This window comes from Nocardioides sp. (assembly GCF_036274455.1).
GTDB lineage: Bacteria > Actinomycetota > Actinomycetes > Propionibacteriales > Nocardioidaceae > Nocardioides.
Genome location: NZ_DASUFR010000097.1, coordinates 1 through 6,159, shown reverse-complemented (window position 1 = coordinate 6,159; position 6,159 = coordinate 1). Strand labels below are relative to the sequence as shown.

8 protein-coding genes are annotated in these 6,159 nt (G+C 73.0%); 5 read left to right on the top strand and 3 right to left on the bottom strand.

Going from position 1 to position 6,159, the window contains the following annotated elements; genetic code table 11:
- On the top strand, positions 1–256 hold a 256-nt coding region (locus VFV89_RS09600), incomplete at its 5' end, for a 2-oxo acid dehydrogenase subunit E2 (protein WP_329705707.1).
- Positions 257–262: 6 nt separating this feature from the next.
- Positions 263–1,165, top strand: a complete 903-nt coding sequence (locus VFV89_RS09595; RefSeq protein WP_329705706.1) for a TIGR01777 family oxidoreductase — start codon at positions 263–265, stop codon at positions 1,163–1,165.
- Here VFV89_RS09595 and VFV89_RS09590 read toward each other — a convergent pair.
- Positions 1,133–1,672, bottom strand: a complete 540-nt coding sequence (locus VFV89_RS09590) for a hypothetical protein (RefSeq protein ID WP_329705705.1) — start codon at positions 1,670–1,672, stop codon at positions 1,133–1,135. The two genes, VFV89_RS09595 and VFV89_RS09590, sit on opposite strands and share 33 nt — an antisense overlap.
- A 76-nt stretch (positions 1,673–1,748) precedes the next feature.
- Here VFV89_RS09590 and VFV89_RS09585 point away from each other — a divergent pair, with 76 nt between their 5' ends.
- The 3 genes from VFV89_RS09585 to VFV89_RS09575 are packed head-to-tail and all read left to right on the top strand — an operon-like array spanning position 1,749 to position 5,119.
- Entirely contained in the window at positions 1,749–2,636 is an 888-nt protein-coding gene (locus VFV89_RS09585) for an alpha/beta hydrolase (RefSeq protein ID WP_329705704.1), read from the top strand.
- 2 nt (positions 2,637–2,638) lie between these two features.
- Positions 2,639–3,364 (top strand): lipoyl(octanoyl) transferase LipB, encoded by a 726-nt coding sequence (lipB, locus tag VFV89_RS09580; RefSeq protein WP_329705703.1) that lies wholly within the window; start codon positions 2,639–2,641, stop codon positions 3,362–3,364.
- 6 nt (positions 3,365–3,370) lie between these two features.
- The gene (locus VFV89_RS09575) at positions 3,371–5,119 is read left to right on the top strand and encodes a gamma-glutamyltransferase family protein (protein ID WP_329705702.1); all 1,749 of its coding nucleotides are present in this window, start codon (positions 3,371–3,373) and stop codon (positions 5,117–5,119) included.
- Here VFV89_RS09575 and VFV89_RS09570 read toward each other — a convergent pair whose 3' ends face one another.
- Positions 5,120–5,605, bottom strand: coding sequence for an SRPBCC family protein (locus VFV89_RS09570; RefSeq protein WP_329705701.1), 486 nt, complete (start codon positions 5,603–5,605; stop codon positions 5,120–5,122).
- Positions 5,602–5,958, bottom strand: a complete 357-nt coding sequence (locus VFV89_RS09565; RefSeq protein WP_329705700.1) for a metalloregulator ArsR/SmtB family transcription factor — start codon at positions 5,956–5,958, stop codon at positions 5,602–5,604. The genes VFV89_RS09570 and VFV89_RS09565 overlap by 4 nt, the downstream gene beginning before the upstream one ends.
- Positions 5,959–6,159 lie beyond the last annotated feature (201 nt).

Here is a 6,159-nt window from a genome sequence, read left to right as displayed (position 1 = left end):
CACCAACCTCGGCAGCGTGGGGGCGCTCTTCGACACCCCGATCATCAACAAGCCGCAGGTGGCGATCCTGGGTCCGGGCACCGTCGTGAAGCGGCCGGTGGTCATCGACGACCCGAACCTCGGGGAGACGATCGCGGTCCGATACATGGTCTACCTGGCGCTCACCTACGACCACCGGCTGGTGGACGGCGCCGACGCCGGACGGTTCCTGCAGGACGTGAAGCGGAGGCTCGAGTCGGGCGCGTTCGAGGTCTAGACGTCCGTGCGAGTCGTCATCGCCGGATCGTCCGGTTTTCTGGGCTCGCACGTCGCGGGTGCGCTGCGCCGCGTCGGGCACACGGTTACCGGCCTGACCAGGTTGCCGACCGATGATCCGACGATGTCGACCTGGGATCCGGGCTCCGGCCGGTACGACCCCGACCTCTTCGAACAGGCCGACGCCGTCATCGGCGTCACCGGATCGTCGTTGTTCCGCAACCCGCGGAGCCGTTCCTGGCAGCGCGAGCTCTTCGACAGCCGGGTGCAGCCCACTCGGGTCCTTGCCGAGGCGGTGGCATCGAGCAGCCGGAAGCCGACGTTTCTGTCGGGCAACGGCAGCAGCTGGTACGGGGACCACGGGTCCGAGCCTGTCGAAGAGTCCTCCGAGAGTCGGGGCGATGCACTCCTCACGCAGGTCACGCGAGCCTGGCAGGATGCGACCGAGCCGGCGCGAGCGGCGGGCGCTCGCGTCGTCGTGCTGCGCACCGCGCCGGTCATGGACCGGCGAGGGATCACCCTGCGGTTGCTGACGGCGCTGTTCACGGCGTGCCTCGGTGGCCGGCTCGGTGACGGACGGCAGGGGTTTCCGGTGATCAGCCTGCGCGACTGGGTCGGTGCCGCAGTGCACGCGCTCCATCGCGAGGAGGTGGAGGGACCGGTCAACCTGTGCTGTCCGGAGACTCCGACCAATGCGGAGTTCACCGCAGCCCTGGCCCAACTGGTGCACCGGCCGGCTCTGCTGCCGGCACCCGCCCCGCTGATCCGGGCCGCACTCGGTCCGGCTGCACCCGAGTTGCTGCGCTCGCTCGATCTCGTTCCCAAGGTGCTCCAGGAGACGGGCTATCAGTTCCGGGATCCCGATGTGGCCGCGGTGCTAAGAGCCGGCACGGAGCAGCTCGACGGCTGACACGCGCCAACGACCAGCCACCCGCCGCAGCCGCACCGTGCGGGTGGTGGCCTGGTCGCGCGGCAGCGGGCGGTGCAGGCCGGCACCGACCGCCACGCCGCCGGCCAGCCGGTCGGTGACGAGCAGTGTCCACGCCGACGACCGGTGGCCGAGCTCGCGCACCGAGATCAGCTGGGTGCGCAGGTCGCGCACCACCAGCCCGCGCGCCGACCACGCGCGCAGCATCGCGATATCCTCGCGGCCCGCGACCGAGCCCGGGGTGTAGAGGGAGCGCAGCAGGTCGAGGTCACCGAGTGCCCAGGCCCGCGCCCGGGCGGCGTCCCAGGCGCGGAGGATCTCGACGGGCTCGACCACCGACGGACCGGCGGGCGCCGTAGCTGCGGAGGTCTCGGCTGCGGAGGTCTCGACAGGCTCGGCCGGTGCGGGCCGCTCGGGTGCCTGCCCTGCCGACCCGCAGGCGGTGCACGCGGCGACCACGACCGCCGCTGCCAGCGTCCTCCGAGACATGGCGACAGGTCTACCCCGCCGCGCGGACCTCGCGCCGAGCTCATCCACAGGCCGCGCGGGAGGCACACTTGCGGGCGTGCCGAGTCGACGTAGCGTCCTGCTCGGCGGCGCCGGCGTGGTGGCCGCCGGACTGGTCGCGGCCGGTGCCGGCATCGAGCAGGGGCTGCTCCCGGGGCGCCCGTTCTTCCAGGAGCACCTCGGCCTCAACGGCGAGGACGGCGTCATCCCCGACGTCGAGCCCGGCCCGGAGCTCGAGGACTCCTTCACCAGCGCCGCCCGGGGCGGCGTCGAGGTCGGCTGGTCGCTGATCCTCCCGCCCGGCGGCGAGGACCCCGCGCTCCCCCTGGTGGTCGCCCTGCACTGGCTCGGAGTCGACCACCGGTCCCTGACCGGCAACGAGCTCGGCCTCGACCGCTACCTCGCCCAGCACGTCGCGGACGGGGGAGCGCCGTTCGCGATCGCCGCACCCGACGGCGGCACGGGCTACTGGCACCTCCACGACGGCGACGACGCGGGTGCGATGGTGACCGACGAGCTGCTCCCGATCCTCCAGCAGCGCGGCTACGACACGACGCGGATCGGCCTGCTCGGCTGGTCGATGGGTGGGTACGGCGTGCTGCGGCTGGCCGGGCTGCGCGGACCCGACGCAACCGCGGCGGTCGTCGCGAGCAGCCCGGCGCTGTGGAAGGACGCGGACGACGCCTCGCCCAGCGGCTTCGACGATGCCGAGGAGTACGAGGAGTCCTCGGTGTTCGACGACCAGGCGCAGCTAACCGGCATCCCCGTGCGCGTCGACATCGGCACCGGCGACCCGTTCTACCGCGACGTCCAGGACTACGTGGCGGGCTTCTCGGACAGCGCCGACGTCACCAGCACCTTCGAGCCCGGGGGGCACACGCCCGGCTACTGGCGCCGGATGCTGCCCGCCCAGCTCGACTTCCTGGGCCGCCGAGTAGGGTCGTGAGCGTGGCTGCTCCGGTCTTCGAGGTCGTCGGCACAGGTCCGGAGGCGCTGGACTACCTCGCCGCGTGGGAGCTCCAACGCCGCATCCACGCCGAGGTCGTCGCCGGCGACCGCCCCGACACCGTGCTCCTCCTGGAGCACCCGCCGACCTACACCGCAGGCAAGCGCACCGAGCCGCACGAGCGGCCCCTGGACAGCGGCGGCGCCCCGGTCATCGAGGTCGACCGCGGCGGAAAGATCACCTTCCACGGCCCGGGACAGATCGTGGCCTACCCGATCGTGAGGCTGCCGGAGCACGTGCTGGTCGTCGACTTCGTCCGCCGGCTCGAGGAGGCGATGATCGCCACCTGCGCCGACTTCGGCGTCGCCACCGCGAGGGTCCCAGGCCGCAGCGGCGCGTGGCTCAAGGCCGACGACCTGCGCCCGGAGCGCAAGGTCGGCGCGATCGGGCTGCGGGTCGCCCAGGGCGTGTCCATGCACGGCATCGCGCTCAACTGCGACGTCGACCTGGGCTGGTACGACCGGTTCGTCCCCTGCGGCATCGCCGACGCCGGCGTCACGACGCTGAGCCTCGAGGTGGGGCGCACGGTCGGCGTACCGGAGGTGCTCCCGCACCTCCAGCAGCACCTCGCCGAGCTGCTCGCCTGGGCGCCGTACACCGCCACCCCGGACTACGACCCGCGGCCCGACCCGACCAAGCAGCCCCGCATCGAGCTCGTCCGCCCGTAAGCCCCTGTGACCGACCTGCGCACCCGGCCGACGCTGCGCGGCTCGTTCGGGATGGTGGCGTCGACCCACTGGCTCGCCTCCCAGTCGGCGATGGCCGAGCTGGAGGCCGGTGGCAACGCCTTCGACGCGGCCGTGGCCGGTGCCTTCGTGCTGCACGTCGTCGAGCCGCACCTCAACGGGCCCGCCGGCGAGGTGCCGGCGGTCTTCGCGACCGCCGGCGACCCGAACCCTCATGTCCTCTGCGGACAGGGGACGGCCCCTGCCGGCGCGACCCGCGAGCACCACCTCTCCCTCGGCCTCGACCTCGTCCCCGGCACCGGCCTGCTCGCCGCCGCCGTCCCCGGCGCCGTCGACGCCTGGCTCATGCTCGCCCGCGACCACGGCACGCGCGGGATCCGCGACCTGCTGTCCTACGCGATCGGGTACGCGCGGCACGGCCACCCGATCCTCCCTGCGGCGGCGGAGACCATCCAGCGGGTCGAGCAGCTGTTCCGCGAGCACTGGCCGACGTCCGCGGCCCGCTGGCTACCGGTCCCCCGGCCCTGGCAGCCGGTCACCAACCACGAGCACGCCGCCACCCTCGAACGGCTGGTCGCCGAGGGCGAGGCCGCGGGCAGCGGACGTGAGGCGCAGTACGACGGAGCGCGGCGAGCCTGGCGCGAGGGGTTCGTGGCCGAGGCCGTCGACGCGTTCGTCCAGCGGCCGGTCCGCGACTCGAGCGGCGCCGACCACGCCGGGGTGCTCACCGGTGCCGACCTGGCCGGCTGGTCCGCGTCGTACGAAGCCCCGGTGCGGCACCGGTACCGCGACGTCGAGGTGGCGAAGACCGACCTCTGGGGTCAGGGGCCGGTGCTCCTGCAGTCCCTGGCGATGCTCGAGGGGTTGCCCGCCGACCCGACCGAGCCCGACGGGATCCACACGATCGTCGAGGTGCTGAAGCTCGCGCTGGCCGACCGCGACGCGTGGTACGGCGACGGCTCACCGGTGTCGGTCGGGGAGCTGCTCGACCCCGCCTACGTCGAGGCGCGGCGGGCACTGGTCGGAGACCGGGCGTCCTTCGAGCCGCGGCCCGGCGCGCCGGGTGGCCGCATGCCGGTGCTGCCGAGCCACGTCCTCTCCGGGACCTCGGCGGCTGCGGGAGCCGGCCTGGGCGAGCCGGCCGTGGAATGGGGCGACACCTGCCACCTCGACGTGGTCGACCGCTGGGGGAACATCATCTCGGCCACCCCGAGCGGCGGCTGGCTGCAGAGCTCGCCCACGATCCCGGAGCTCGGCTTCTGCCTCGGGACCCGACTGCAGATGACGTGGCTGGACGAGGGGCTGCCGGCCACGCTCACGCCCGGGCGGCGTCCACGCACCACGCTGTCCCCGACGCTCGTGCTCCGCGACGGCGTGCCGGTGCTTGCCTGCGGCACCCCCGGAGGCGACCAGCAGGACCAGTGGCAGCTGCCGTTCCTGCTGCACCACCTGGTGCACGGACGGGAGCTGCAGGAGGCGGTCGAGGCGCCGGCGTTCCACACCACCTCGATGGTGAGCTCGTTCTATCCCCGCGAGACCCACCCCGGCGAGTTGGTGGTGGAGGACCGGGTCGGTGCCCGGGTCATCGCGGCGCTCACCGCCCGCGGACACCGGGTCGTGCGGGCCGGCGAGTGGACCCTGGGCCGGCTATCCGCAGTGGGCCGCGACCCCGACACCGGCACACTGACCGGGGCGGCCACCTCGCGTGGTGGGAACGGGTACGCCGTGGGCCGCTGACTAGAGCTGGTCGGTGTAGTGGCTCGCGGTGGGGGCGTAGTCCTCCCAGCTGCGCAGCGCCGGGTCGGCCCCGGTCTCGGCATCGACCAGCCGGTCGAGGTAGTAGTCCCATCCCGGTGCGACCTCCCCGACCTGCTCCGGCCGGATCCCGGGCTGACGGAACGTCAGCGTCGTGATGCCGTCCTCATGGCGCAGGTCGAGCTCGAGCGGCCACTGCTCCTCCCCCACCTGGGTGGTGACGTGCAGCCGGTGGGGAGGCTCGCAGACGCGGATCAGCATCGCGTCCCCCTCCTCCTGGCCCTCGAATGTCATTGCGAACCTCACACTCCCGGTTGCGGGGTCGCCGGTCCACGTGCCGATCCAGCGGGCCAGCCGCTCCGGCTCGGTCACGGCGGCCCAGACGTCCTCGATCGGCGCCCTGAACTCCCGGGTCTGGACGAGCACGTGCTGCCCGTCACGCTGCTCGATGGTTCCGGTGGGACTCATGCGGTCTCCTCGTTCCTGTCCTCCTCGTCGCGAGCTCTGCGCTCGCGGCTGGTCCGGTGGACCTCGGTCTCCAGGGCGTCGAGCGCCTGCTCGCCGATCGGCCGCGTTGTCAGCGATGCGACGTAGGACGCCACCTCGGCGAACGCCGCTCGGTCCAGGGCGTAGTAGCGCTCCCGCCCGCGGTCGCGGACCGTCACGGCACCGGCCTCCAGGAGCAGACGCAAGTGTCTGCTGACCGCCGGCCGGCTGATCGGGTGGCCCGCCGCCAGGTCGACCACGCGCCGCGGCCCGGCGGCCAGCTCGGCCAGGAGCGAGCGACGCACCGGGTCGGCCAGCGTCCCGAAGATGTCCACCCGGATAGGTAACCATTCGGTTACCTGTTGGGCAAGTGTTGGGGTCCCCGGATATCCGGTGACCCCTGCGCTTCTGTACCGAGATCTCGGCACAGAAGCGGATGGGTCGCCACAGAACCCCAAGCCCTGCTGCTGGTCGCGGGCACCCACGAATGCGTCGGAGTCACCGGCTATCAGGTGGTTGTGACTTATCTGGGTGCC